The 25,944-nt window shown below is 65.2% G+C and carries 24 protein-coding genes and 4 pseudogenes; 16 read left to right on the forward strand and 12 right to left on the reverse strand.

Annotation, left to right across the window (positions count from 1 at the left end; all coding sequences use genetic code 11):
- Together FKV24_RS10560 and FKV24_RS10565 are read left to right on the forward strand one after the other, a co-directional pair.
- The coding region (locus FKV24_RS10560; RefSeq protein ID WP_141482356.1) for a DUF423 domain-containing protein at positions 1–237 on the forward strand (237 nt) is incomplete at its 5' end.
- 3 nt (positions 238–240) lie between these two features.
- Positions 241–915, forward strand: a complete 675-nt coding sequence (locus tag FKV24_RS10565; protein ID WP_141482357.1) for a DNA-3-methyladenine glycosylase family protein — start codon at positions 241–243, stop codon at positions 913–915.
- Between the two features lie 30 nt (positions 916–945).
- On the opposite strand, the gene FKV24_RS10570 is transcribed toward FKV24_RS10565, so the two are convergent.
- The 7 genes from FKV24_RS10570 to FKV24_RS10595 form a co-directional block, all read right to left on the reverse strand.
- Positions 946–1,746 carry a M15 family metallopeptidase gene (locus tag FKV24_RS10570; protein ID WP_141482358.1) on the reverse strand — a complete coding sequence of 267 codons (801 nt, stop codon included), beginning with the start codon at positions 1,744–1,746 and terminating at the stop codon, positions 946–948.
- A gap of 43 nt (positions 1,747–1,789) precedes the next feature.
- Entirely contained in the window at positions 1,790–2,320 is a 531-nt protein-coding gene (locus FKV24_RS10575) for a hypothetical protein (RefSeq protein WP_141482359.1), read from the reverse strand.
- Positions 2,321–2,329: 9 nt separating this feature from the next.
- Positions 2,330–2,455, reverse strand: a complete 126-nt coding sequence (locus FKV24_RS20045) for a hypothetical protein (protein WP_262982901.1) — start codon at positions 2,453–2,455, stop codon at positions 2,330–2,332.
- A gap of 235 nt (positions 2,456–2,690) precedes the next feature.
- On the reverse strand, positions 2,691–4,214 hold the full coding sequence (locus tag FKV24_RS10580) for a hypothetical protein (protein ID WP_141482360.1): 1,524 nt from the start codon (positions 4,212–4,214) through the stop codon (positions 2,691–2,693).
- Complete coding sequence (locus tag FKV24_RS10585; RefSeq protein ID WP_141482361.1) at positions 4,211–5,200, reverse strand: hypothetical protein; 990 nt, start codon at positions 5,198–5,200, stop codon at positions 4,211–4,213. The genes FKV24_RS10580 and FKV24_RS10585 overlap by 4 nt, the downstream gene beginning before the upstream one ends.
- 56 nt (positions 5,201–5,256) lie before the next feature.
- Positions 5,257–7,101: a hypothetical protein gene (locus FKV24_RS10590; protein ID WP_141482362.1), complete on the reverse strand. Its 1,845-nt coding sequence runs from the start codon at positions 7,099–7,101 to the stop codon at positions 5,257–5,259.
- Entirely contained in the window at positions 7,098–7,856 is a 759-nt protein-coding gene (locus FKV24_RS10595) for a hypothetical protein (protein ID WP_141482363.1), read from the reverse strand. Before FKV24_RS10595 ends, FKV24_RS10590 begins: the two co-directional genes overlap by 4 nt.
- A gap of 1,225 nt (positions 7,857–9,081) precedes the next feature.
- Between FKV24_RS10595 and FKV24_RS10600 the strand changes: the two genes are divergently transcribed.
- Positions 9,082–9,933, forward strand: coding sequence for a hypothetical protein (locus FKV24_RS10600; RefSeq protein WP_141482364.1), 852 nt, complete (start codon positions 9,082–9,084; stop codon positions 9,931–9,933).
- Here FKV24_RS10600 and FKV24_RS10605 read toward each other — a convergent pair.
- Positions 9,908–10,174 (reverse strand): hypothetical protein, encoded by a 267-nt coding sequence (locus tag FKV24_RS10605; protein ID WP_141482365.1) that lies wholly within the window; start codon positions 10,172–10,174, stop codon positions 9,908–9,910. The genes FKV24_RS10600 and FKV24_RS10605 overlap by 26 nt on opposite strands.
- A 575-nt stretch (positions 10,175–10,749) precedes the next feature.
- A complete protein-coding gene (locus tag FKV24_RS10610; RefSeq protein WP_024867893.1) occupies positions 10,750–11,181 on the reverse strand; it encodes a MerR family transcriptional regulator in 432 nt (143 codons plus the stop codon).
- Between the two features lie 90 nt (positions 11,182–11,271).
- Between FKV24_RS10610 and FKV24_RS10615 the strand changes: the two genes are divergently transcribed.
- The 8 genes and pseudogenes from FKV24_RS10615 to FKV24_RS10650 all read left to right on the forward strand — a co-directional run.
- Complete coding sequence (locus tag FKV24_RS10615; RefSeq protein WP_024867892.1) at positions 11,272–11,889, forward strand: cation efflux transmembrane domain-containing protein; 618 nt, start codon at positions 11,272–11,274, stop codon at positions 11,887–11,889.
- Positions 11,886–12,245 carry a DUF2946 family protein gene (locus FKV24_RS10620; RefSeq protein ID WP_028917135.1) on the forward strand — a complete coding sequence of 120 codons (360 nt, stop codon included), beginning with the start codon at positions 11,886–11,888 and terminating at the stop codon, positions 12,243–12,245. Before FKV24_RS10615 ends, FKV24_RS10620 begins: the two co-directional genes overlap by 4 nt.
- Positions 12,246–12,285: 40 nt before the next feature.
- A complete protein-coding gene (locus FKV24_RS10625; RefSeq protein ID WP_043689475.1) occupies positions 12,286–13,563 on the forward strand; it encodes a TolC family protein in 1,278 nt (425 codons plus the stop codon).
- Complete coding sequence (locus tag FKV24_RS10630; protein WP_141482366.1) at positions 13,560–14,525, forward strand: efflux RND transporter periplasmic adaptor subunit; 966 nt, start codon at positions 13,560–13,562, stop codon at positions 14,523–14,525. The genes FKV24_RS10625 and FKV24_RS10630 overlap by 4 nt, the downstream gene beginning before the upstream one ends.
- Positions 14,526–14,535: 10 nt before the next feature.
- A complete protein-coding gene (locus tag FKV24_RS10635; RefSeq protein ID WP_141482367.1) occupies positions 14,536–17,718 on the forward strand; it encodes an efflux RND transporter permease subunit in 3,183 nt (1,060 codons plus the stop codon).
- A 42-nt stretch (positions 17,719–17,760) separates the two neighbouring features.
- Positions 17,761–17,979, forward strand: a pseudogene (locus FKV24_RS19285) (cation efflux transmembrane domain-containing protein); the annotation flags it as partial.
- Between the two features lie 4 nt (positions 17,980–17,983).
- Positions 17,984–19,139 (forward strand): annotated as a pseudogene (locus tag FKV24_RS10645) (IS3 family transposase).
- Between the two features lie 15 nt (positions 19,140–19,154).
- Positions 19,155–19,429, forward strand: a pseudogene (locus FKV24_RS10650) (transposase); the annotation flags it as partial.
- Positions 19,430–19,469: 40 nt separating this feature from the next.
- Here the strand turns inward: FKV24_RS10650 and FKV24_RS10655 are convergent.
- Positions 19,470–19,895 (reverse strand): MerR family transcriptional regulator, encoded by a 426-nt coding sequence (locus FKV24_RS10655; protein ID WP_043766636.1) that lies wholly within the window; start codon positions 19,893–19,895, stop codon positions 19,470–19,472.
- A gap of 41 nt (positions 19,896–19,936) precedes the next feature.
- Here FKV24_RS10655 and FKV24_RS10660 point away from each other — a divergent pair, with 41 nt between their 5' ends.
- The 4 genes from FKV24_RS10660 to FKV24_RS10675 all read left to right on the forward strand — a co-directional run bounded on the left by FKV24_RS10660 (position 19,937) and on the right by FKV24_RS10675 (position 22,088).
- Entirely contained in the window at positions 19,937–20,293 is a 357-nt protein-coding gene (locus FKV24_RS10660) for a mercuric transporter MerT family protein (RefSeq protein ID WP_017355168.1), read from the forward strand.
- A gap of 8 nt (positions 20,294–20,301) precedes the next feature.
- Positions 20,302–20,589, forward strand: coding sequence for a heavy-metal-associated domain-containing protein (locus FKV24_RS10665; RefSeq protein WP_028917132.1), 288 nt, complete (start codon positions 20,302–20,304; stop codon positions 20,587–20,589).
- A complete protein-coding gene (locus FKV24_RS19855; protein WP_255683533.1) occupies positions 20,519–20,794 on the forward strand; it encodes a GDCCVxC domain-containing (seleno)protein in 276 nt (91 codons plus the stop codon). The genes FKV24_RS10665 and FKV24_RS19855 overlap by 71 nt, the downstream gene beginning before the upstream one ends.
- Before the next feature lie 94 nt (positions 20,795–20,888).
- A complete protein-coding gene (locus FKV24_RS10675) occupies positions 20,889–22,088 on the forward strand; it encodes a hypothetical protein (protein ID WP_028917131.1) in 1,200 nt (399 codons plus the stop codon).
- A gap of 35 nt (positions 22,089–22,123) precedes the next feature.
- On the opposite strand, the gene FKV24_RS10680 is transcribed toward FKV24_RS10675, so the two are convergent.
- Positions 22,124–23,227 carry an acetate/propionate family kinase gene (locus tag FKV24_RS10680; RefSeq protein WP_162797638.1) on the reverse strand — a complete coding sequence of 368 codons (1,104 nt, stop codon included), beginning with the start codon at positions 23,225–23,227 and terminating at the stop codon, positions 22,124–22,126.
- Positions 23,228–23,246: 19 nt separating this feature from the next.
- Positions 23,247–25,322: a heavy metal translocating P-type ATPase gene (locus tag FKV24_RS10685; RefSeq protein ID WP_249040992.1), complete on the reverse strand. Its 2,076-nt coding sequence runs from the start codon at positions 25,320–25,322 to the stop codon at positions 23,247–23,249.
- A 370-nt stretch (positions 25,323–25,692) separates the two neighbouring features.
- Between FKV24_RS10685 and FKV24_RS10690 the strand changes: the two are divergent.
- A pseudogene (locus FKV24_RS10690) lies at positions 25,693–25,944 on the forward strand (hypothetical protein); the annotation flags it as partial.

Below are 25,944 nucleotides of genomic sequence, written 5' to 3' on the forward strand. Positions count from 1 at the left end.
CAGAACGCCGCGGCGTTCGCCTTCGGTCACGGTCTGGCGCTGTGCGCGCTGGCCCCGCAGGCGCGGCGCCGGTTCGGGCGCTGGGCACTGGCGGGCCTGCTGTTGGGCGTGTTGTTGTTCTCCGGCAGTCTGGTCGCCGCGCATGCGTTCGGCTGGCCGACCCGGCTCGCGCCGGCCGGCGGCAGCCTGATGATCCTGGCGTGGCTGGCCTACGCCGTCGACGCGGCGAGGCGCTGAGCGATGCCGCGCCACGTCCGTGGATTCGACACCGAGGCCGCGCACGCGCATCTGGCGCGTCGCGACCGCAAGCTGGGTCGCTGGATGCGCCGGATCGGCTCGATCGAGGCCGACCCGCGCTGGCGCGGGCGCTTCGATCCGGTCGACGCGCTGGCGCGGGCGATCCTGTTCCAGCAGCTCAGCGGCAAGGCGGCATCGACGATCGTCGGCCGGGTCGAGGCTGCGATCGGCAGCAAACGCCTGCATTTCGATACCCTCGGCCGCATCGACGATGCCGCGCTGCGCGCCTGTGGTGTATCCGGCAACAAGACCCTGGCGTTGCGCGACCTGGCGTTGCGCGAGTCGCGCGGCGAGATTCCGACGCTGCGGCAGATGGCGTACCTGGACAACGAAGAGATCATCGAGGCACTGGTACCGATCCGGGGCATCGGCCGCTGGACGGTGGAGATGATGCTGATGTTCCGGCTCGGGCGGCCGGACGTGTTGCCGATCGACGATCTGGGCGTGCGCAAGGGCGCCGGCATCGTCGACAAGGCCGAGCAGGCGCCGACGCCCAAGGCGCTGCTCGAGCGCGGCGAACGCTGGGGGCCGTACCGCACCTACGCGAGCCTGTACCTGTGGCGGATCGCCGACAGCGCCAGCGAGGCGGCAACGCCGACCAACCGCTCGCAGGGGTAGGAGGGCGCGCTCCGGGCCGGCCGGGCCTGCCTAGGCGCGATGCCAGGCCCAGTGCCAGGGCTCGTAGACGATGCCGTGGGGATTGTCGCGCGGATAGCTCATGGTGAAGCCGTGGCCGGCGGCGTTGTCGCACAGCCAGGCGAACGCTTCGGTGTCTTCGAACGATTCCTCGGCGGGCGGCTCGCCCGGGGCGCCGATGTCCAGCGCGAGTCCGGAGTGGTGCTCGCTGTAGCCGGGGGCGGCGTTGACCCGCAGGATCTGTTCGACCTCCAGGCCGCGCGCGCGTTTGCGCTCGAAGATGGCCAACTGGTAGTCGTGGCTGCGGTAGCCGGAGATCGCCTCCAGGACGATGCCGTCGGCGAGCGCCTCCGCCTGCAGGTGGCGCCAGCCCCGGGCCGCCTCGACGTGCAGCCACAGCGGTCGCCGGTAGCGGTCGAAACCGGCCAGCGCCAGCCAGTCGGGTTCGGCGACCAGGGGCAGCCCGGTGCGCTCACCGTAGCCGTGGTCCAGGCCCAGTACCCGCAACCGCTGTTCGAGCCGTGCGAGCGGCAATTCGCCGACGCGCTCGATGCCGCTGCGGCGATGCGTGGGGATCGCCTCCAGCGCCGCCAGCGCTTCGTCCAGGCCCGGCTCGCGCGCCAGTCGCGGGACCAGGGCCAACAGGCCTTCGTCCAGTTCGGCGGCGAGGTAGCGGCCATCGCGCTTGCGTCGCAGCACATAGCGTGCGCGGGCAAGGGCACGGGCGTCGCGGTTGCCGCGGGCGCGCAGCCGCCGCGCCGGCCACAGTTCGATCTCGGCGCTGTTGATCAGGATGTCGGGCGTGCCGCGCATGCGCCCAGCTTAGCGCCGCGACCGGCAGGCGTCATCGACGCGTTCAGTGCGAAGGCGGCGCCAGCGTGTTCAGCGCATCGAGCAGTTGCCGCGGCTGCTGCAGCGACAACAACACCCCGGGGCCGTCGCGCAGCGGCAGCCACAGTACCCGGTGGCGGTCGGTGAGCAGGCAGAACATCCGGCTGAAATCGCCGCGCGAGATGAACCAGCCGGCACGGAAGCCGGGCAGGCCGGTACCCAGGCCCCTCAGCACCGGCTGCAGTTCGATCCGCTCGTCGAGGTCGACCACCCGCGCCTTGTCCAGGGCGAGTTCGCGCACGTCGACCCGGCGCGTGTTGAAGCCGGCCTGGACGATCAGGGTATGGTCCCGGAGGGCGACCCGGCGCCGGCGCAGCAACCAGAGCAGGCCGACGGCGACCGGGACCAGCAGCGCCGGAGCGAGCCATGCCGAAGGCTCCTGCCAGGCCTCGCCGATCGTCAATCCGGCGGCCATCAGCACCAGCGGCACCGCCAGCAGGAGCGTCAGGCCGATCCAGGCGACAGTGCCGGGCGGGGTGACGGTGAACTCACGCATGGCCACGTCTCAGCCGGCCCAGCGCAGCGCGAGGCCGGTCAGCAGCAGGAGAACCGAGGCGATGACAAGCGCCGCGACGATGCCGCGGGCGCGCTCGGGATGACGGCGCTGGATCAGTCTGACGATGTGCAACATGTGGGCCTCCTGCGGTTGTCCCGATGTCGGGGCGAGTGGGCAGCGCACTCCCGAGTGCCCACAGTAACTGATTGATTCTTTTGACCTGAGGTGTGCTTGCGCGCCCCTCTTTGTGCGCTAGTCGCCGCAGTGTTGCTGGCACCCCTTTGCAAGCTACGCATGGTGTGGGGACTACGCATCCGGCCCCACCACAATCGGATGCGCACCTATCAGGGTGCCGCAGTCTAGAAGGGACCTACTTCCGACGCCGCCGCCGCCCAGAGTATTGGCGGCGCTGGTTCGCCTGATCCGCCGCTTCCAACACCTGAGCTTCCCCACGATCGCCGCACGACAGAGGCACCCAGGCTACGCGGACGCTGGACAGCCGGCCGCTATCCCTACGCACCATGACCCAGGGTTGCCGCAACCGCGGACTCAGACGCGACTGTGTGTACAGTTCGGGCACGTGAACCGCGAGTGTTGAGCGTAGCCCCTCAGCGTATCCGCGTGCCAGGACTTGCCCGCAGCCGCGCATGAGCAAGTCGAATTCCTGATGGCTCGCTTGGGCATGGAAGTCAAATAGGTTTCGCCCGTCAAGTACGGCGTCCACCAGCCCCGCCACCAAGCGGTAAGTGCAGGGATGAACGCACAGCAGGTTGAGGAACTGACGGCTGCCTATAAAGCTAGGTGGCAGCATCGACACCTCACCAGAGAACCGACGATCTGCTGGGTCGAATGATTCGGGTGCCTCGATACCGACCCCGGCTAGAAACAGGCTCATCTCCCGATCAGTCAGCGACTTCACTGGCAGGCGCAGAGCGAGATTCGCTGCGACGGCTGACATCATCGGCGCGAGCCTCTTGGGCGTGGTCAGGAATCCCGGCCGGTCGCGCCGGACCTGTTCAAGTTCGACCAGGCCGTCGCGATCGGGCAACGGGGCGTGTTCCGAACGCCGCAGGGTTCGGACATGCACCATGGGCAATGAGGGCGGCGGACCACAAGGGGAATCGGCGCGCGAGTCGGTAGCCACGCGAATGCGCCGGTGCCAAGGGCCGGGCACCTCAACCAGCGCCGCAAGCGCAGGCCGTGGGTCACCCGCGAGGTCCGGGATGACCAACGTGGAACGCGAGCGTTCCTTGGCGGCCCAATCCAAATAATTGTCGGTGAACAGCTTAGCGCCCTCGGGTGCGGTCGCGCGCATGATCAAGTCCGTGTCCAGCGGGCTCTGGCTGCAGGCGCATTCCAGGTTCGCGCCGGCCAGCCAGTCCGCCTTTACCGCGACCGGCAGGCCACAGTACTGACAGTCATCCCGTAGTCCGACGTCATGCCAAGCACAGCGGTGGATCCAAGGCATCTGATGCAGCAGGGTGTGGTAACCCTCGCGTAGGCATTCCGGGCAGTAGCGGAAGGTCCAGCCAGTCGCCAGTAGCGAGGAGGGTGCCTTGAAGGGAAACCAAGTGGACAAGTTCCACTCCATGGGCACCTCCGGCAGTCGAAGCGACCGGGCGACAGCGATCTGGCGGGCCTCGGAAAAGGTCATTACGGCCGACAGGTCGTCGGCTCGACGGACCCGAATGCCCAGCAGGCTGGACAGCTCTTTCGGTGCCAGGTAGTTAAGGCGGACGATCTTCGCAAGCGTGCCGAACGCCGAGGCGGCCGGAGTCTCGGACTGATCGCTGCCAGCAAATGGGGACGTCAGGACATCGGCAAAGGGTGAGAGTTCGTCACGCGGGCGGGTACCGCGGAGCTCGATGTAGGGTCCAGGGATCACAATGCTCATGCCGCGACCCCTTCGTAGCCCGGCTCGATCTCCAGGTATCCGACCCGATACAGCACTTCGCGTACCTGCGCCTCGGTGAGCTCTAGGAAATCTTCGTCCTCCATCGCAATGCGAACCAGCACCGTGTAAACGAACTTCTCGAAGGTCAGCATCGGCCAACTGGTGGCTAGCGGCAGCCCTGCTTCAGAGCGAACCTCGTTCACGACCTTGCGGATCATGTCGATTTGGCTGCCCAGCCGCCATCCATTGGCCCAGGCCTTGGGCGCGCAGTGCTGTGTGAACGTGATACCAGAACCCTCCGGCCAAGTGAGCTCCTGGTCGTATTCCAAAAAGGCCAGCGCCACGTCCGACATCGCCTGATGCGGCCGGTCAGCCGGAGGAATGTCCCACAGCAGTCCCGTATAGCGGTGCGAGTTGATGAAGTAGCGGCCGAAGATGTGCCGGGGCGGGCGAGCATCGGTGTCTCCGCGGCCAAGCCGTCCGGCGTCGCTCTGGTTGATAAAGAGGTAGAACAGGCGCGTAGTCTTTTCACACTCGTTGCCAATCGACATCGCGTGCTCGTATTCCTCCGAAGTGAAGCGGTTGGCCTCATTGAAGACCAAGCCGATCATGTCGGCACTGCGTTTGACGCGCTGCTCGTTGAGCGTACGCACCACACGGGAGAGCAGCATACTGCTGCTCGCACTCGCGGCGACGGACTGCCCCATCTGCGTGAGAAGGGACGTCATGAAATAGCCCTCTGTGGGCTTTATCGGCTTACTGTAGGTAAATTCTGTCATGTACATCGAGAACGGTCGCCAAGCATCGGTTTGGACTAGCTGGCGGCCGCCAAAGGTCTTGCCCACACGACCATGGCCTTCGATCCAGAGGGCGTCGCAGCCCATCTCAATGCTTGCTCGGGTCGCCCCGGCGAGGCGCTCGCCGGGACGGGTGAGAATCAGGGGCCGCTTGTAGCGGAGAAGCGGGTGAACTTCAGAGGTCGTCATTGCAGAGGACTCCATGCGGACGAAGGGCGACAGTCGAGAGAGACGGACGTGATTGATCAGCGACGGCGCAACGAGACGTTGCCGCCACGCGGGGCGAAGCCCTCGAGCGTGCGGGCCGCGCCGCTGCGGGCCGCGTCAGGGGTTTTTTCCTTGGGGATGCGCCCCGAAGCGACATCGTCAGCCGCCCAGCGCAGGTGGCGGGCCGCGTCGCGCACCTCTGCGTGGAACGCGTCGATCAAGTCGGGGATGCCGTTCCAGTGCTGTCCACGAATCTTGCGCCAACGATGCGCTCGCCGCCGCTCATCGAGCGAATGTGGAGTCAGCGCATATGGTGGCAACGTCTTGAGTTCTAGGTACGGCTGGCCCGTCTTGTCGAGTAGTTGCAGGAAGCGCGCGTCCTCGGCGATGTAGCCGTTGAAAGTCTTGCCGACCAAGTCCGGGCGCGTGTTGAGCTTCTCGCTGCGGTAGGTTGCATATCCAAAGTTGACGTGGGGCAGCTCGCCACCCCCTCCGCGGATCGTCACTCGGATCCGGAAGCGGCCGAGGTCCCGCACGTCCTCTGACGTCCGGCTCGAGCGGAGCGGCATGCCGCCGTCGGCAAGATACGCCTCGATCACCTCTCGCGGGTTGCGACCCTGCAGGCCCTCGTGAGGGGTGACGTTGTAGGTCGAGAAAACGATGTCGAGCATGTCCTCCAAGAGGTGAAGGAAGATCGGGTGCGTCTTGCTGTTTCGTGCCGACACCCGCTGCTCCTCGCGCATTTTGGTCTCCGGCTCAAAGCCGCCAGCCAAGTAGCGCAGGACCTGCACTTCGATCGACTTGAAGAACGCCTCGATGTACGGCCGGGTCTCGGGAATCCCAGCATGGCCGAAGCGGTAGATCCCAAGACGGACCTGCGCGAGCGCCCGTTTGACGTTCTTGGCCAGATGGCTGCTGTAGTTGTCCACCGAGATGCGAAGGCCGCGCGGGGGCGGGCCGTCCATCGCGCTAGGCATCCAGGCGTTGGGCAAGTACTGCATCCGCCGCCCGGTCATATCCTTTGGGCGCCACGGCATCAGGGCGTGCTTGATCGTACGTAGGAAGTCGAACTGCGAATAGGCCTCGTCCACGATCACAGTCCAGCCCATGCAGGCCCGCGAAGCTACGTCGATCTCGGCCAATAACAACAGCCCGGATACCCGCGTCAAACGGTGCGTGCCGTCCGAGAGTGGGATCGCACACCACTGGTCTTTGAGGTCGATGTAGTGACCGTCAACTTGGACCTCGTCGAACGGCTCAGGAGTCGAGAGTTCGGCCCACCTCGTCAGTGCCGGATGGGCGACGAACGTCATCGCAAGATCAGCGATCTGGGAGCGCAGGCGTTTGATGAAAGTGGCCATGGCGCGGCGACCGCCGTCGCGGGTGTTACGAGGGTAGTCGTCCTCGCCGCGGCCGGCCCGATCCAGGATCCGGTTCACCTCCCGGCACAGACGATTGAACGCGGGGCTCGTCTGGCGGCGCGAGGGGAGGGTGCCTTTGAAATTGACGAGCGCGGCCTTGAGTTCGGGAAGCGACTCCACCAGACGCGTCATGCCATAGGCATGCTTGAGTACTGGGGCCTCCTTGTGGCGCGGCTTGGGATCAACTAGGCGCACCTGTGGCAGGCAAACCGCAAACCCGTGCACGCCGCCGCTAGGCGCCGGCTCATTCGCGAGTTCAAGCATGCGCTTGCAGGTCTTGCGGTGGATCCCGTAGAGCGTGGCAACGCGTTTGATCGGCTCGCCCTCAATCAGGGCGGTGAGGGCACTTACGCGGTTGTCGATGGCCTTGCGTGTCGCGTCGTCCAGATCGACCATCGCCGCGGTATCCGGGCGCGGCAGCGCTAGGAGTCGTGCGACATCTTCTTCGGTGAGGTAGGTCATTCCGGCGACCTCCGTGACACGAGCGTGCTGCGTCCAAGACGCACGGTGCGATCGAAATCCACGAGCCCCAAACAGATCAGTTCACAGGTGACGGCCTGCACATCACATGGGTGGAAGTGTGCGAGTGCTGCCTCGAGCTGGTCGATGCGCGAACGCTCGACCTTGTTCAGGTGTTCCACGATTCGACTGCGCAGCGCCAAGCGGTTACTCAGATTCTGGGCGAGTTGGGCGAACGCAAGAAGGCGCATGTGCTGGTTTACCGCACCACCCTGCTGACGCACGTCCTGTTCGGTCACGAAGCGGAGACGCACGTTCTGCTCGCTGGCAGCCGCCTCGAGCCGCTCGGCTTCGCGCGGGCGCAATGTCCCACCGGGCCCCAGAACGCAGGCACCGTCAGCGACAATAAGCAGAAATTCCACAAAGCCAGTCGCGTGCTGGACCCAGAAGTCGAGCTCGACCTGGGTGTCGCCGGCGTTGAGCATGCGCGGACGCTCGGTGTAGGCCTGCACGCGCGGATCGGTCTCCAGCGCAAGCGCCACCGCGATAGAGGCGAGGCCGTCGACCTCGACCGCGCGGCCTTCCTTGATTGACTGGTAGCCGTAGATGTCGCAGTTCTCAAACTCGCGACGCTTGTAGATGCGCGGTTCAAAGGGGCGCTCACCCGGCACGTGGAGTGATGCGTCGGCGTCGAGAAATGCGCGTAACGTGCCGGATTTGCCGCTGCGACTTGCGAGCGACATGGAAAAATAGGACATGAGGACTCCTGCGGCGACGACCACATGGTCGCCATCGGGCATGGGTGGTGGCGCCGAGGCGCGAGTACGCATCGGGCCGATCAATCAGACGGTGGAGGACACGCACGGGCAGTTCGCCCGCGAGGTGGGGCGGGGCGGGCGTGCGCGGCGTTAACGCGCCGTCAGCTCGGCGCGGTGGAGATGCGAGTCGGCATCACGAGGCTCCGGTAGGTGTCTGCCTTCTTACAGGCAGCAGTTGACGGCGACCCCAAATTCGAAGAAGCTGAGCGTTCTCACACGTCTCTTGCTGTCTCGCGGGCCCTTCCTACGGGGCCCGCCTTCGTTTCCGGGACCGGAAATTGAGTCTCTCGTACGGGCAAGTGGAATTGTCTGGGCAGGCCTGTCCTCGGGTCGGCGGTTATAGGGTGTCGGGCAAATGTCTCGTACCGCGATGTCAGGACGCCATGCCGGCAGTGCGTATACGTGCGTCACGAGAGTCTGTCTGTAACCAGTCGGCCGTTGTTCTTCGGCGACTGGTAGTAGTAGACATCCAGTCGCCTTTCGTCCGCGGATGCTAACTGGCAGGGCTTACGGGCACGGGGAGGCCCTTCGGGGCCTTGAGATCGATTCCTGGCCGGCAGTGGTCAGCCATAGCGCCACATCTTGGGTCCGAGCGAACCAACCGCTACGACCTGGAACGCGAAATACAGCTACGGGAAGCGCAGCCTTCGCCGCGCTCCGGCGGAACGAGCGATCGCTTCCGAATTTGAAGAATGCGATCAGCGCGTGGCTGTCCATCAGTTCCCCATGACGGGCCAGCAAGTCAGCACTTTCCTGGGACATGGCAGCAGTAGACGAAGCTGGGCAATCGACGGTCATTGGCGGCGCCTGTGGACACTCATTGTCATCTCAGCACAGATTCGGCCATAGTTGAGTGACCCATAACCCTGAGTTTCGCTCTATGGCTGGTGGCCGCCCCCTAGGGACTTTCAGTGACCCAGCCCGCCGGGCATGTGCATGGCACTGGCTGGCCGCCACAATGGCGTTGGCTGGTGTAGACAAAGCGAGGGACCTGGATCGGCCAGATAGTCTTTCAAGCAAGGGGTTGGACCGAAAGCCTCGTTTCGATCAGGTCCGCCAGGATGGGTACGATCCCGACCGGGTCACGGCCTCTGGTACAACGTCGTTGGTCGATCACGTCGGCAGCAAGCGTCGCTTTAGAACGACCCGAACGATTTACCGGCACATGCTCTGGAAACACCTTGAAGAGTGGGCCCCGCCATGGCCGGAGCGAGCGGCCTGGCTTGCGGAACAACTCCGGCGGCATCTGATCGTTCGGTGTATCCCTGAGGATGAGGAGAATGGCGTTGAGCTCGGACTGCTTTCTGATCCTGACCCGCTCGGACCTATCAGCCCTCCGCCACTGAATCTCGCCCCGGAACGGTTCGCCACGCTCGATGGGCTATTGTTGCTGCTTATGCTGCATCGCGAGGCGCAAGATGCGGCGCATTTGGATCGTGCCGACAGCCTCAAACTCGCGCTGCGGCAGGCAGCAAAGCTGTTCGCTGATCAGTTCAACTATCACGATGAGGCCAGGGACACTTGGGAGTTGATGATTGGCTCACGCATGGTGGAGTGGCATCCTAGAGTCGAACCTACCGCTGACGCATGGAAGCGGGCCGAAAGCCAGTTGCATCAAGCGGGGGTGTATTACCGTAGCAGTCGAGAGTGTGCGGGGTCGCCGGGTCGGAACGCCCGCACACGCAGCGAGCGGCGCTGGCGTCGTCGCATTTGGGTGCGGGCCTGTTGTTTATATCTCGAGGGGGGACGGGAAACCCAAAGCTTCAACTACCGGGATAGCAGCCCGTTGTTTGAATGGCTGGTTAGGCACCGTGAGCTGATCAGCCAGCATCGAACGTGGGCGGTCGAGTGGCTAATTCTAGGTGAGGACGATGCGGGCCCTAACGACCTCATGCCACTAATGATGCCAAAGGAGCTCTATTTTCGCCGTCGTCGGCCCTCAATGACGGAACAGGAATGGCAGATTTTCGGTGAAACGTCACCCTATGATGTCATTCCAGTGGTCCTTCAGTGCTAGTTGAATCCACCTCCGTCGAGTCTGCTCCCGACTTTCCGGTCACTGCCATTTCACTGGCCGAGCCGCTAATGGATCGGTTGGCGGCGGATGACGATTCCTTTGCTTGAACTGCATAGGTTTCCAGGAACAGCACGATATGGAAGGGTTCTACCCCGACATCATGGACGGTTGTAAAGAAGGGTTGAGAACGGGCTGGATCAGTTTGTTTGCTCGTCCGCGTGTGCAGGACAACGATTGCCATGCCCTTACTCTCTCGATGTGAAGGGCGTGCTTTTCAATCGACAGGGGCGGCTCACCCGTATCGCGGTGGCTGCGGAACTCGGCGAACATTTCCGACTTGGGGGAAGCGTTGGATTTCCCCTTTTTGGGGGGAACACGAGGAGGCCGAGGTCATCCAGGCAGAGGTCCTCCATGGCCTCCATTCGATGTGACTACCGGTTTCGACCAGTACGTCGATGAACTTGGGGGTCTAGGGCGAATGAGAATGGGAAATGGTTCGAATACCCTGCTTGAGGGGAAGAGTGTGCGCGAACGGGGCTCGCCGCACCGCGAAGTTCCCATCGGCCTACGATAGGTGGAGATGCAGGCTCTACATAGATATCTGCGTGGGTTGCCTGCTGAGCAACAATCCATTGTCGGACATTCTCGATTCGCATGATGTTCGCCGCCTACATGTACGATCCAAAGCTCTCTGTTCGCATGTGATATCGGGAGGACGAAGGGACTGATTAGGGGGCGTTATCGTGGCTAGCAGCCGACAAGTTCGCCTGCGCTGCGTGTTTTTGCGTCCGGCGGCCTCCAGATACCGTTCGAGGCTCATGAGCGGCACCCCGGTTCCGGACATGAAACCTGGGCGCTGCCCGGCCGGCGCAGTGCCCCCAGGATGGTGCACGTTCCGCGCTCGCCGCCGGCGCAGTCGGCAATGACCCGTTCCAGTTCCGACGCCATACGCTGCAACTCTGCGATGCGCCCCTGGATATCGGCCAGATGGGTGCGGGCCATGGCGTCGACGTCGCGGCACGACATGGTGGGGTCGTCGTCCAGGCGCAGCAGGCTGCGGATCTCCTCCAGGCTGAAGCCCAGCTCGCGCCCTCGGCTGATGAAGCGCAGCCGGTCGACATCGGCGGGGGTGTAGGAGCGATAGCCGCTGTGCGTGCGCTTGGGCGGCGACACCAGGCCCGAGCGCTCGTAGTAGCGGATGGTCTCCAGGTGGCAGCCACTGGCGGCGGCCGCTTCGCTGATCTTCACGTGCTTGACTCCGTAGCTACTACAGACTTTATCCTTCGCCGCATTCCGCCGCCACCCTGGCCGGGTGGCATCTGTTCGACGAGGACCCCGATGAGCGATTGCGGCTGCCACCATGAGGCAAAGAACGCACAGGAGCGGCGCGTACTGCGCATCGCCCTGGTGCTCAACGCCGCCATGGCGGTGATCGGCGGCCTTGCCGGCTGGATCGCCCAGTCGACCGGCCTGCTGGCCGACGCCCTGGACATGCTGTCCGACGCCACCGCCTACGCGATCGGCCTGGTGGCCATTGGGCGCACCGCCCGCTTCAAGGCGAACGCGGCCTGGCTCAGTGGCAGCGTGCTGCTCGTGCTCGGTATCGGCGTGCTGGTGGAGGTGGGCCGGCGCGTCGTCTATGGCGCCGAGCCGCTCAGCGGCTGGATGATCGGCACCGCGCTGCTGTCGCTTGCGGTCAACGTCACCGTCCTGCGCCTGCTTGCCCCGCTGAAGGCGGGCGAGGTCCACCTGCGTGCCACCTGGCTGTTCACCCGCGCCGACGTGGTGGCCAACATCGGCGTCATCCTGGCCGGTGTATTGGTACTCTGGCTCGCCACCCCGTACCCGGATTACGTCATCGGCACCCTGATCGGCCTGTACGTGATCAAGGAAGCCATCGAGATCCTCGGCGATGCCCGCCGTGCCCGCGCCGAATCGAAATCGCCCTCTGCATGACCTCGCGCCGTCCCCCGCTGTCCCTCTGTCGCTGGCTGATGCTGGCGGCATTGGCGTTGAGCGTGGTCCTGCAGCCGGTGCTGGGCTCGGTGAGCGAATTGCACGAGCTGTCGCACGGCGCCGCGAGCGTGCACGACATCAGCGAAACCGGAGCGCCCGATGAAGAGGGCAATGCCGCCGGCACGCTGCACGTCATGCACCACTTGGCTCACTGCTGCGGGCACGTGGTGCCTACACCCGCTGCACCGCTGGTGCTGCCCCGGATCAGTCACAGCGAACCCACGAACCTGACGGACTCGCGCCTTGTGCCTAGCGGGCGATGGCTCGCCCCCTTCCGACCTCCGATCTCGGCCTGACGCCCCACCGGCGCTGGCCCTTTCCGATTGGAGTGTTTCCATGTCTGTGCGACTTGCGGCGTTCGCCGCACTGGTCGCCGTGTCCGCCATTGCATGGCCGGCGAACGCGGCTGATCGACTCTCCCTGGACGACGCATTTGCGCGCGTCGCCGAATCCCATCCCGATCTGCGCCTGCTCGGGGCGCGACACAACGTGCTCGCCGCCGAACTGGGCCGCGCAACCCTGCGCCCCCCACTGGTCGCCGGCGCCAGCGTCGAGAACGCTTTCGGCACCGGCGAGGCGAGTGGCCTGAGCGGCGCGGAGCTGACCCTGACCCTGGCGTCGGTGCTGGAGCGTGGCGGCAAGCTCGATGCGCGTCGCACGCTGGCGCAAAGTCGCATCGATGCCCTGGCGGTCGAGCGCGAGGCCCGGCGCCTCGACCTGCTGGCGGAAGTCGCGCGTCGCTACTTGGCGATGGTCGCCGCGCAACGCCAGCGCGAGATCGCCGAGCTCGACATTGCCCAGCGGCAACGTACCGTCGCCGGAGCGCGGCAACGGCTGCAGGCCGGCGCTTCGCCCGAGTCGGTCGTGCTGACCGCGCAGGCGGCCCTGGCCCGAGCGGAGTTGGATCGTGCCCGTGCCGAGCAACGCCATGCGGCGGCGCGGCAGCACCTGGCCGCCCTGTGGGGCGAGCGATCACCCACCTTCGACGCGGTGGCTGGCGACCCGACGGTCCTGCCCGAGGTGCCTGCGTTTGCCACCCTGGCGAGCTTGCTGGAACAGACGCCCGAGCTTGCGCAGTTCGTCGGTGAGCGCCGTATCCGTGAGGCGCGCCTGCAACTCGCGCGTGCCGATGCCAAGGCGGATCTGGATTGGGAAGTCGGCATCCGCAGGTTGCAGTCAACAGACGACTTGGCCCTCGTGGGCAGTGTGTCGATGCCGCTGGGCGCGAGTCGCCGCGCGCAGCCGGAGATCCGCGTGGCCGAGGCCGAACTCACCGCGCTGGAGATCGAACGCGAGTCCAAGGGGCTGTCGCTGTATTCGACACTGGCCGAAGCGCACGGTCGCTACCTCACGGCGCAGGTGGAGCTGGATCGGCTGCGCACCGACGTGATGCCCAAGCTCGCCAGGGCCGAAGCGGCGGCCGAGCGCGCCTACCGCGCCGGGGCCATCAGCTACCTGGAATGGGCGCAGTTGCAGTCCGAACGCACCGCCGCGCGCAAACAACAACTCGACGCCGCGTTTGAAGCCCAGCGCGCCCTTATCGAAATCCAACGCCTGACCGGAGCGCCTTTCGTGGCGGCACCGACACGGGCGACGCAAGGAGACACCCCATGAAGTGGATGCACCGGATCAGCGCGCTGACGCTGGCTGTCCTGTTGGGCGCTTGTGGCGGCGCCAAGCCCGCGGGTGAGCCCGGCCATGAAGACGAATCGCAGGCCGAAGCGGGCGGCCAAGAAGAGGAAGGTCACGAAGAGGCGATGGATCGCACCACCATCGCCGCGAAGGTGGCGCAGGACGCCGGCATTCGCGTTGCACCGGCTGCCGCCGGGGTGATCGCCGACGAGCACGAAGTCCAGGGATTGCTCACGCCCGTCGAAGGCCGCGTCGCCAAGGTCATGGCGCGCTTTCCCGGCCCGATCCGTACGCTGCGCGCCAACGTGGGCGACCGCGTGCGGGCCGGGCAGCCGCTGGCCACGATCGAGAGCAACCTGAGCCTCACCACCTACACCGTGCCTGCGCCGATTTCCGGCGTGGTCCTCGCGCGCAACGCGTCGATCGGAACGGTCGCCGGCGAGGGCGCGGCGCTGTACGAGATCGCGGACCTGTCGGAGCTGTGGGTGGACCTGCACATCTTCGGCGCGGACGCACAGCACATCACCGCCGGCGTACCGGTGTTGGTTACCCGCATGAGCGATGGCGTCACCGCCGAAACCACGCTCGAACGCGTGCTGCCGGGAACCGCCACCGCGAGCCAGAGCACCGTGGCGCGTGCCACGATCCGCAACCTCGACGGCCTGTGGCGGCCGGGTTCCGCGGTAAAGGCGCGGGTGACGGTCGATCACCAGCCCGTTAACCTCGTGGTCCCGCTCGGCGCGCTGCAGACCGCCGGCGAGGACGATGTGGTGTACGTGCGCCGGGGCGACACCTACGTCACGCGCCCGGTGCGGGGCGGGCGCCGCGACGCACAGCGCGTCGAGATCGTGTCCGGCCTGAAGGCCGGCGAGCAGGTCGTGGTCGAGCAGAGCTTTCTCGTCAAGGCGGACATCGAGAAATCGACCGCCGAGCACGAGCACTGAGGTCGCCGCCATGCTCGAAAAAATCATCCGATTCGCCATCGCGCATCGGTGGCTGATGTTGCTGCTCACGCTCGCCCTGGTCGGGCTGGGCGTGTGGAGCTTCACGAAGCTGCCGATCGATGCCACGCCGGACATCACCAATGTCCAGGTGCAGATCAATACCGAGACGCCGGGCTACTCGCCGCTGGAGGCCGAGCAGCGCGTCACTTTCCCCATCGAGACGGCGCTGGCCGGCCTGCCGCGCCTGGACTACACCCGATCGCTGTCCCGCTATGGCCTGTCGCAGGTTACCGTCATCTTCGAGGACGGCACCGACATCTACTTCGCCCGCCAACAGGTATCCGAACGCCTGCAGCAGGTGAAGTCGCAGCTGCCGGAAGGATTGGACCCGGACATGGGGCCCATCGCCACCGGCATGGGCGAGATCTTCATGTACACCGTCGACGCCGATCCGACGGCGCGCAAGCGGGACGGCACACCGTATACGGCCACCGACCTGCGCACCCTGCAGGATTGGGTGGTGCGTCCGCAGATGCGCAATACGCCGGGCGTTACCGAGGTCAACACCATCGGTGGCTTCGAACGGCAGATCCACATCACGCCGGATCCGGCCAAACTGGTGGCGCTGGGCTTCACCCTGCATGACGTGGTCACGGCGATCGCGGCCAACAACCAGAACGTCGGCGCCGGCTACATCGAGCGCAACGGCCAGCAGTTCCTCGTTCGCGTACCGGGCCAGGTTGCCGATCTCGATGCCATCCGTGAGATCGTGCTGGACCGGCGCGAAGGCGTGCCGATCCGGGTACGCGACGTGGCGCTCGTGGGCGAAGGACCGGAACTGCGTACGGGTGCCGCGACACAGAACGGCCGCGAGGTGGTCATCGGCACCGTTGTGATGCTGGTGGGCGCCAACAGCCGGGAGGTATCGCAGGCCTCCGCGGCGAAGCTCGAAACGGCAAACGCGAGCCTGCCTGAGGGCGTCACGGCCCGTCCAGTCTACGACCGCACCGCACTGGTCGACCGCACGATCCACACCGTCGCCAAGAACCTCATCGAGGGCGCGATCCTCGTCGTCGTCGTGCTGTTCCTGCTGCTGGGGAACGTCCGCGCTTCATTGGTCACGGCGGCGGTGATTCCGCTGGCGATGCTGTTCACCGTTATCGGCATGGTGCGCGGCGGCGTGTCGGGCAACCTGATGAGCCTGGGCGCGCTCGATTTCGGACTCATCGTCGACGGCGCCGTGATCATCATCGAGAACTGCCTGCGCCGCTTCGGCGAGGCGCAGCACGCCCTCGGCCGCACCATGACGCGGGAGGAACGCTTCGACCTGACCGCGGTCGCGACGGCCGAAGTCATCCGTCCCAGCCTGTTCGGCGTCGGCATCATCACCGCCGTGTACCTGCCCATCTTTGCGCTGAGCGGCATCGAAGGAAAGATGTTCCACCCGATGGCGATCACCGTGGTGCTTGCGCTGACCGGTGCGATGCTGCTCTCGCTCACCTTCGTGCCGGCGGCCGTCGCCACCTTCCTGGGCGGCCGCGTCGAGGAGAAGGAAAACCGTCTGATGGCATGGACCAAACGCCGCTATGCACCGATGCTGGCCTGGTCGTTGAAGCGTCGGGGCTGGGTGCTAACTGGCGCTGCCGCCTTGGTAGTGCTGTGCAGCTTGCTTGCTACCCGTCTGGGCACCGAGTTCATTCCGAACCTGGACGAAGGCGACATCACGGTGCAGGCGCTGCGCATTCCCGGCACCAGCCTGACCCAGTCGGTAGCCATGCAGGAAACACTGGAGAAGACGCTGGCAGGCTTCCCGGAAGTGGAACGCGTGTTCGCCAAGATCGGCACTGCCGAAGTGGCCAGCGACCCCATGCCGCCGTCGATTTCAGACACCTTCGTGATGCTCAAGCCGCGTGAGGACTGGCCCGACCCACGCAAGCCGAAGGACGAGTTGCTGGAGGAGATGGAAGCGGCGATCACCAGGCTGCCCGGCAACAACTACGAGCTGACCCAGCCCATCCAGATGCGCACCAACGAGCTGATTTCCGGCGTGCGTGCGGACGTGGCGGTCAAGATCTATGGCGACGACCTCGACCAGCTGGTCCGCACGGCGGCGCAGGTGCAGCGAGTGATGGCGGCCGTGCCCGGTGCGGCCGACGTCAAGACCGAACAAGTCGCCGGCTTGCCGCTGCTGACCGTGGTGCCGGATCGCCAGGCGCTCGTGCGTTACGGGCTCAACCCAGGCGACGTGCAGGACACGGTGGCCACGGCCGTAGGCGGCGAGGTGGCCGGCCAGTTGTTCGACGGCGATCGGCGCTTCGATCTGGTCGTACGCCTGCCCGAAGGTGTGCGCCAGGACCCGGCCGCACTCGCCGATCTGCCGATCCCGCTGGGCAGCAACGGCGAGGCCGACGAATCGAGCCGGCCGGCAAGCTGGGTGGGCGGTGCGCCACGCACGGTGCCGTTGCGGGAAGTGGCGCGCATCGAGTCCACGCTTGGCCCCAACCAGATCAACCGCGAGAACGGCAAGCGCCGCGTGGTCGTCACGGCCAATGTGCGCGACCGCGACCTCGGCGGCTTCGTCAACGAACTGCAATCGGCGATCGAAGCGAAAGTCCGGGTACCCACTGGCTACTGGATCGAATACGGCGGCACGTTCGAGCAACTGATCTCCGCGAGCCGGCGCCTGGCGATCGTGGTCCCGGTGACGCTGGTGATCATCTTCGGCCTGTTGTTCATGGCCTTCGGTTCGGCGAAGGATGCGGCCATCGTGTTCAGTGGCGTGCCGCTGGCGTTGACCGGCGGCGTAATCGCACTGGCATTGCGCGGCATTCCGCTGTCGATCTCCGCTGGCGTCGGCTTCATCGCGTTGTCGGGCGTTGCCGTGCTGAACGGCCTGGTGATGATCGCGTTCATCCGAAAGCTCCGTGAGCAAGGCGATTTTCTCGACAATGCGATCGTGGATGGGGCGCTGGGTCGCTTGCGCCCGGTGCTGATGACGGCGCTGGTGGCCTCGCTCGGTTTCCTGCCGATGGCGCTCAACGTAGGCGCAGGTTCGGAAGTGCAGCGCCCGCTGGCGACGGTCGTGATCGGCGGCATCGTGTCCTCGACATTGCTGACGCTGCTCGTGCTGCCGGCGTTGTATCGCTGGCTGCATCGGCAGGCGGAGGGTTCACCGCGGGCTGCGAACGCTTGATCGAAACTTCATGCAGGCTGCGGCCACTTAGGAGCACAAGACATGGGTGCAGGACACGATCACGGGCTGGGCGAAGTCCAGCATGAGAAACCGTTGTGGTGGGCCTTCGGACTCACCGCCGCCTTCCTGGTCGCCGAGGTGGTGGGTGGCCTCGTCACCAACAGCTTGGCGCTGCTGTCCGACGCGGCTCACATGGCCACCGAGGGTTCACCCCCGTTTTCACGGACACTTACGAGAAGGCCGATCGAGGCCATGAGGAGTGTTCATGTCGAAGCGAAGGAAGTTCAGTGCAGAGTTCAAGCGTGGCGCGGTTGAGCAGGCGAGCCAGCCGGGCGTCAGCTGCGCTCAGGTGGCACGGGAGCTGGGGATCCGGGACACGCTGCTGACCCGCTGGAAGCGAGAGGCCCAGAGCCAAGGCAAGGTGGCCTTCGGCGGCACCGGCTCGCCCCGGGATGAGGAACTCGCCCGCCTGAAGCGCGAGCTGGCCCGGGTGAAGAAGGAGCGGGATTTTTTAAGAGAAGCGGCGACGTTCTTTGCCAAGGGATCGTCCTGAGGTATCAGGCGATCGAACGTTGCCGCGATGAGTTCCCGGTTCGGCTGATGTGCCGCTGCCTGCGGGTCTCGGCCAGTGGTTACTACGACTGGAGCAAGCGCCTGCCAAGCACCCGCCAGCTCGACAACGAGCGCTTGCTCGACCGCATCCGTGAGCTGCATGAAGACAGCCGGGGCACGCTGGGCGCCGGTCGGATGCAGGAAGATCTGGCCGATGCCGGCGAACCCGTCAGCCTGAACCGGGTGGCGCGCCTGATGGCTGAAGATGGCCTGGAGGGCTGGCCGCGGCCGAAGCGGCGTGGGCAGCGTGGCCGGCCCGCGCTGACGCCGCCGGGCGTGCGCAACCTGCTGGAACGGGACTTCACTGCGCTGGAGCCGGAGACCAAGTGGGTCACCGACATCATCGAACTCAAGACCGGCAGGGCAAGCTGTGCCTGTGCATCGTGCTGGACCTGTTCGACCAGCGCGTGGTGGGCTGGTCGATGCACCATCGGCAGGATCGGCAGATGGTGATCCGGGCCGTGCAGATGGCGGTCTGGCAGCGTCAGGGCAGCGACCCGGTGATCCTGCATTCCGATCGCGGCAGCCAGTTCCGGAGCGGCGACTACCAGCGTTACCTGGCGGCCAACGAACTGGTGTGCTCGATGAGCGCGGTGGGCCATTGCGGTGACAACGCGGCGTGCGAAGGCTTCTTCGGCCTGCTCAAGCGCGAGCGGGTCCACCGCATGACGTATCCGACACCCGATGCCGCCAGGGCTGATGTGTTCGAATACATCGAGCGGTTCCACAACCCGAGGATGCGGCGCAGGGTGGCCAGGAAAGACCGGAAGCTGTCAGCTCTTTTACAGCCGTCCGTGATTTCGGGGTAGAACCCCGCGGTACGGATGGTGCTGGAGCATCAGGGCGAGCACGGATCGCAGTGGGCGGCGATTGTCTCGATCGCAGGCAAGGTAGGGTGCACGCCCTAGTCGCTGCGTCGCTGGGTCCGTCAGGCCGAGCGTGACCGCGGCTTGCGCAGCGGGCCGACTACCGACGAGCAGGCGCGGATAAAGGCGTTGGAGCGGGAAGTACGCGAGCTGCGCCAGGCCAACGAGATCCTGCGCAAGGCGTCAGCGTATTTTGCCCAGGCGGAGCTCGACCGCCGGTTCAAGCCATGAGAGGGTCGGCAGGGATTCGTGTAAAAATGGGCCGAAAGTGAGCTAACTGCCTGTCGCAGCTGGCTTTCTTGGCCGCTCCAGAAAATCGAGGGTTGGGCAGCACTCTCCCGCCGGCACTTGGGCGCACCGCGCTATCTTCTGTTCGAGATCCCTCTCCAGCTGTCGCAGCTCGCGGATTCGTAGACGGACATCGACGAGCTTTCGCTCGGTCAGCTGACGGGTCTGCTCGCAAGAACGTTCGCCTGTGATCTCTAGCAGGCCAGCGATCTCGTCGAGGCTGAATCCCATCATCTGAGCGCGCCGGATGAACTGAAGCCGATTGACATCGTTTTCGTCGTAACGACGCACGCCTCCTATGGGTCGCTCGGGTTGACGCAGCAGCCTACGTCGCTGGTAGTAGCGCACGGTTTCGACGTGCACATCGGCCGCCGCCGCCAGCCGGCTGATCGTAAACGTGTTCGGACGCACGGCTTGACTCCGTACCTAGGTACAGAGGCTAGTATACTCTGATGCAAACAACCCCGGCCAAATCGTCTGTTCCAGCCATCGTTGGCGCGAGCATCGCCGCCATTGGCGCATCGGTCTGCTGCGTCGTGCCGCTGGTGCTGGTCCTGCTGGGCATCAGTGGCGCCTGGATCGGCACCCTGACAGCTCTCGATCCCTTGAGGCCCTGGTTCAGCGCCGCCGCCGTACTGTCCTTGGCCGTGGCGTTTTGGATGCTGTATCGACCGGCGGCACGGTGCGGTGTGGATGGCAGTTGCATCGCCCCGGACGCTCTGCGACGCAGGCGACGTTGGCTCTGGTTGGCGACAGCCCTCATCGTCCTGTTGCTGCTGTTTCCCTATTACATCGTCTGGATTCTGTAGGAGGCGCGATGCACAAGTGGATACTGGCCCTGGTGGCTGCTCTGTCGGTCGGTGCCGCTCTTGCGACGCCCGCAACCGTAGTGATGCTCGATGCTGAGAACATGACCTGTCCCGCCTGCGGCATCACCATCAGGAAGGCGCTGGAGAAGGTGCCGGGCGTGGCCGATGTGAAGGTGGACACCCGGGCTGAAACAGTCACGGTGACGTTCGAATCGAGCCAGACGGATGCAGCCGGAATCGCGCGTGCAGTCACGGAAGCAGGCTTCCCGGCCAAGGTGCGGACTCGCGGTGAGTGACGTCAAGCTGGAAAGCGTCTTGACCTGCCCGGAGTGCGGCCATCGGGCGACCGAGACAATGCCCATCACAGCGTGTCAATTCTTCTATGAGTGCACGGGCTGTGGAGCGGTTTTGCGTCCGCATCAAGGCGACTGCTGTGTGTTCTGCTCGTTCGGAACAGTGCCATGTCCACCGATCCAACAGAACAATCCCTGTTGTGGTTGAACCGCGGACTCCGATAATAGTTGGACAGACAGGCTGCGAGATCGACTGTGCCACCCTGGAAAGCGCGCCGCTCAACCAGCGGTGTGCATGCGAAGTGGTCGACATCCTCCGTCTGCACGAGTCGATCCGGGGTGCCTTTCCGGAGTTCACGACTGATCCCGCCGTACACGCGCACTTATTTTCACCCTATGCCTTGTTCGTTGATCGGCCCGCGTTGGAGGCCATGGGACGAGTCGCGGCGGCGGTCTTCGACGTCGCAGGAAACCCGGGATATAGCCAACGGGTCCTGCAATGGGCCCCTGACATTGCAACCCATGATCCGGGTTCGGCGGGGGGCGTCCTGGGTCTGGACTTTCACTTGACCGTCGACGGCCCGCGGTTGATCGAGGTCAACACCAATCCCGGCGGCCTGCTCCTCAATGCAGTGCTGCTCGATGGCGTGCGGTCTTGCGCGCCGGCTGCGTGGACCACCTGGACAACGACGGCGAAGGCCCGCAACGCGGCTGTCGCCGCCTGGCTGGACGATGCCCGGCAGCAGTTCGGCCGCGCGCCTGCGCGTCTGGCGATCGTGGACAGCGCCCCGCGGGAGCAGTTCCTTTACCCGGAGTTCGAGCTGTACGCGGACGCATTCCAGGAGCATGGGGTGGACTGCGTGATACGCGCACCCGAGGAACTGAGCCTTGGCCCGGACGGGCTTGCAGATGCCCATGGCCGGATCGACATGGTCTACAACCGGTTGACCGATTTCGCGCTCGAGGAAGCTTCGCATGCAGACCTTCGTCAGGCTTACCTGGCGGGGGACGTCGCATTCACCCCGCATCCACGTGCGCACGCGTTGTTCGCCGACAAGCGCAACCTTGCGGTGCTTGGAGACCCGACCTTGATCGGCGGGTTCGGGGTGGATGCGGGCTCGGCGGCCCTGCTGGCCCAGGTGATCCCGCCCACGGTTGAAGTCGTGCCCGGAAACCGGGATGCGCTGTGGGCAGCGCGCAACGGCTATTTCTTCAAGCCTGCAGCAGGGTTCGGCAGCCGTGGGAGTTATCGGGGCGACAAGTTGACCCGGCGGACTTGGGAGTCTATGGCGTCGGCGACCTACATCGCACAGGCCTTCGCGCCACCGAGCATGCGGATTGTGCATGGGGGCCAGTCCCTCAAGGCGGACGTGCGCTGCTTCGCGTCCGAGGCGGGTGTGCTGTTGTTCGCGGCCCGGCTTTATCAGGGCCAGACTACGAACATGCGCACCCCAGGTGGTGGATTCGCAGCGGTGCTCACGACGCCACTGATCGGCGAGTAATCCTGGCTGGGGCCGCCCTGGCGGTATGCCGTGGACTACAGCCAGGCCAATGCTGATTCGGCCAGCTCGCGTTCCTCATCGATCGCGACGTTCCAGATGGCCGGCCCGCTCGCGGCATCGATCCGCGTGGCCCCAGCATCGTTGTCGTCAGGTGCCAGCGCCAAGCCAAGCCAGCCCAGGCGCGCGATGATCCGCGCCCGCAGACCGGGCGCGCGGTGGCCGATGCCGCCGGAAAAGACGACATGGTCGAGTCCGCCGATTCCCGTGGCCATGGCCGCGATGGACTGCGCGATCCGGACTGCGAAGAGGTCCACGGCAAGCTGGGCCTGCGGGCCAGGATCGGCAAGCAGCACGCGCATATCGCCGTGCCCGGCGATGCCGGCAAGACCTGCAGTGCGGGACAAACCATCTTCAATCGCTTGCGCGTCCAGCCGTTCGTGCCTGAGCAGGTACAGCAACGCACCGGGATCGAGATCCCCGGAGCGGGTAGGGCTCGGGATTCCCCCCAGCGGAGTGAGCGCCATGGTGGTGTCGCGGCTCCGACCGTCCTCGACGGCGCAGACGCTGCAACCACCCCCCAGATGCGCGAAGACGGCGCGGCTCCGCAGGATTCCGGCGTCCTGGCTGGCCACGACTCGCAGTGCAGAGGCGAAGGCGAGTCCGTGGAAACCGTAGCGGCGGACGCCCAGCGCATCCCATGCTTCGGGGATGGGCAGGCGCTGGCTCCAGGGTGCGAGTGTCACGTGGAAGTCCGTGTCGAAGGCCACGCCCTGGCGGGCTTGCGGCCAACGCAGGCGCGCGGCACGCGCGAACGCGAGGGCGACCGGCTGGTGCAAGGGTGCGAATGGCACCAAGGCATCCAGTTTCGCAAGTACATCTTCGTCGAGCTCGCTGGCGTTGCGCAGGTCGCCGCCATGTACGATTCGGTGGACCACCACGTCGGGGCCGGGCGCCGGTATCGACAATATTTCGAGCAGGGTGGCAAGTCGCTCTTGCGCATCCGCGCCGACGGCAATCTCGGCCCGGGAGCGCTCCACGACGCGTGGCTGCGCGCCTGGCCCCTCAGCGTGCAACAGATAGCACGCGCCCTTGAGGGTGGACGAGCCAACGTTGAGTGCCAGAAGCCGGCGCGTGGTCATAGGTGTCGCCAGTTCATGTTCATGGGGACCGTACCGCCCGGCGCAACAGCTGCGCATTAATCGCCACCACGATGGTGCTCAGCGACATGAGCACTGCACCAAGCGCGGGTTGCAGCATGATCCCCCATGCAGCGAGAACGCCGGCAGCGAGCGGGATGGCGACGATGTTGTACCCGGCGGCCCACCACAGGTTCTGGATCATCTTGCGATAGGTCGCCTTGCTCAATGCAATGATCGCAGGGACGTCGCGCGGGTCGCTGCGCACAAGTACGACGTCGCCAGCCTCGACCGCGACATCCGTCCCTGTGCCGATGGCGATGCCGACGTCGGCTGTGAGCAGCGCCGGCGCGTCATTGACGCCGTCGCCCACCATCGCGACGCGCTTCCCTTGGGCCTGCAGTTCCTCGATCTTTGCCACCTTGTCCTCTGGCAGGACCTCGGCGAAGACGGTGTCGATATTGAGCTCCTTCCCGACCGCATTGCCGACTGCGGTGGAATCACCAGTCAGCAGCACAACCTCCAGTCCGTTGTCGTGCAGACGCTTGACCGCATCGAACGATTCGGGACGGATGGCGTCAGCGATCGCGAACACGGCGAGCACCCGGTCGCCTTCCACCAGGTAGGTTGCAGATTGACCATCGGCTGCCGCTGATTCGGCAGCCCGCCGAAGCGTCTCCGGCGGTTCGACCGCGAGCATTCTCAACAGACCCGGCCCGCCAACGTGGAGCGAGCGCTCCTCGACGACTGCGCGCACGCCGCGTCCCGGCATGGACTCGAAGTCCTGCGACATCGGAACGTCGATGCCATGTTCCTTGGCGCTGGTCATCAGCGCCTGCGCGATCGGATGTTCAGCGTCGCGCTGGACCGACGCGGCCACGCGAAGCACCTCGTCGTCGGTGAGTCCATCGGCGGCAGTGGTCTTCACGACGCGGTGCGAACCGAGCGTGAGCGTGCCTGTCTTGTCGAACACGACCGTGTTCAGCAAACGGGCCTCTTCCAGGCCGCGTCGATCGCGCACGAGCAGGCCGTTCCGTGCGCCAATCGTGGTCGAGATGGCGGTCACCAGCGGGATGGCCAAACCTAGCGCATGGGGACAGGCGATCACGAGCACGGTCACTACGCGCTCGATCGTGAAGCTCCACGGTCGACCGAGGAGTGGCCAGACAATGGCGGTAACCGCGGCGGAGACGATGGCGATGATCGTGAGGTAGAACGCCGCCCGGTCCGCCAGGGCCTGGGCGCGCGAGCGCGACGTCTGGGCCTGCTCGACGAGCCGCATGATACCCGCGAGCGCGGTCTCGTCGCCGGTTCCCGTCACCTCGACACGCAACGAGCCCTGTCCGTTGACGGTGCCGGCGATCACCCGGTCGCCCGTCGACTTGTCCATCGGCTTGGACTCGCCGGTGATCATCGCTTCGTTGACGGCGCTGGTCCCTTCCTTCACGACGCCGTCGGCGGGAATGCTCGCGCCGGGCCTGATGAGCAGCAGGTCGCCGCGCTTCAGTTCCGCGACAGGGACTTCCTTCGCGGTACCGGCCTCATCCAACCGCACCGCCATATCAGGCAGCAGCTTCGCGAGTTCCTTGAGAGCGCCCTGTGCCTGGTTGATCGAACGCATCTCGATCCAGTGGCCGAGCAACATGATCGCCACCAGCGTCGCCAGCTCCCACCACAGGTCCAAGCCCTCGACAACGCCGAGCGTGACCAACGCGCTGTAAAGGAAGGCGACGGTGATTGCAAGCGAGATCAGCGTCATCATGCCCGGCAGGCGATTTCTCAGCTCGTGGTATCCGCCGCGGACGAACGGCGAGCCGCCGTAGAAGTACACGATCGTGCCGAACACCGCCGGGATGTACGCCGACCCCGGGAACTGGGGTGCGGTGTAGTCGAACCAATGCTGGATCATCCCGCTCCAGATCAGCGTGGGGATGGTCAGCAGCAGCGTGAGCCAGAACTTGTCGCGAAAGCTCGCCACGCTGTGGCCGGCGTGCTTGTCGTGCCCGGCATGGACGTCGCCATCAGCACCTTTCCGGGAATGCGGCGGTTGCTGGTCATTCACCTGATCATCTTGATGATGATGGTTGTGCTGAGTCATAGATCTGTCTTCAAGAATGAAATGATGCAACGATGCATCAGTGGTGCGATAGATTAACCGGTTATCCGATTTGCGCTCTCTTCGACACGGCGCCTAAGGTTCTCCGTGCGCAGCAATTTCCCTCGCCGACAAACCGGACCTGCGAAGATGCGGCGGTTTGATTACAATTCAGCCGACTTTCTCAGACCATCTTGGCTAGAATCCCGACGGCCGGCGACAAGGTTTTTGGTAGGTTGGGCTCGGTTGGTAGAAGTTCGCCGCGCTTGGTCATTTGGGCGGATTAGATGCCCGTTGTCGTGTGATACTTGGCCTGATGGTTGGAGCAATCGGCGATACATCACGGCGGAGTAATTCCGACCAAGGAGCGCAGATGAGTCCTATGAAAAAGATCCGAGTCGCGGTCAACGGCTACGGCGTAATCGGAAAGCGCGTCGCCGAAGCCGTGGCCAGGCAGGACGATATGGAGCTCACTGGGGTGGCGGATGTCAGTACCGACTGGCGTCCGCGCTTGGCACTGCAGAAGGGCTGCTTGGTCTCAACAATCAAGCGCAACACCTGGATGAGAATTCCGCCATCTCTTCGGCCAGCGCTTCCTCCGGAGTTTTCCAGTCCAGGGTTTTCC

The sequence above is a fragment of the Marilutibacter maris genome (assembly GCF_006546735.2).
Taxonomy (GTDB): Bacteria; Pseudomonadota; Gammaproteobacteria; order Xanthomonadales; family Xanthomonadaceae; genus Marilutibacter; species Marilutibacter maris.